The 579-nt window shown below is 48.7% G+C and carries 2 tRNA genes and 1 rRNA gene; all 3 read left to right on the forward strand.

Annotated elements, in window-relative coordinates:
• Positions 1 to 63: ribosomal RNA gene (locus tag QMX89_RS22680) — 16S ribosomal RNA — on the forward strand; the annotation flags it as partial.
• 65 nt (positions 64 to 128) lie between these two features.
• Positions 129 to 205: transfer RNA gene (locus tag QMX89_RS22685), tRNA-Ile, on the forward strand.
• A 5-nt stretch (positions 206 to 210) separates the two neighbouring features.
• Positions 211 to 286: transfer RNA gene (locus QMX89_RS22690), tRNA-Ala, on the forward strand.
• The last annotated feature ends 293 nt before the right edge of the window (positions 287 to 579 follow it).

Consider the following 579-nt stretch of genomic DNA (forward strand, 5'->3'; position numbering starts at 1 on the left):
ATGACTGGGGTGAAGTCGTAACAAGGTAGCCGTAGGGGAACCTGCGGCTGGATCACCTCCTTAATCGACGACAACAGCTGGCTCATGAGCTCCCACACGAATTGCTTGATTCATTGAAGAAGACGATTGGGTCTGTAGCTCAGTTGGTTAGAGCGCACCCCTGATAAGGGTGAGGTCGGCAGTTCGAATCTGCCCAGACCCACCAATTATGGGGCCATAGCTCAGCTGGGAGAGCGCCTGCCTTGCACGCAGGAGGTCAGCGGTTCGATCCCGCTTGGCTCCACCACTTTTGGTGCTCCATCGTTGTCAAAGCTTAGAAATGAGCATTCCATCGGTTGATGGTTGAATGCTGATTTCTGATCTTTTTCAGAATCGTTCTTTAAAAATTTGGGTATGTGATAGAAAGATAGACTGGACAGACACTTTCACTGGTGTAGGTTCAGGCTAAGGTAAAATTTGTGAGTTGCTCTTTGAGTAAATGCGAATTTTCGGCGAATGTCGTCTTCACAGTATAACCAGATTGCTTGGGGTTATATGGTCAAGTGAAGAAGCGCATACGGTGGATGCCTTGGCAGTCAG

Source organism: Pseudomonas sp. PS01301 (assembly GCF_029960215.1).
GTDB lineage: Bacteria > Pseudomonadota > Gammaproteobacteria > Pseudomonadales > Pseudomonadaceae > Aquipseudomonas > Aquipseudomonas coleopterorum.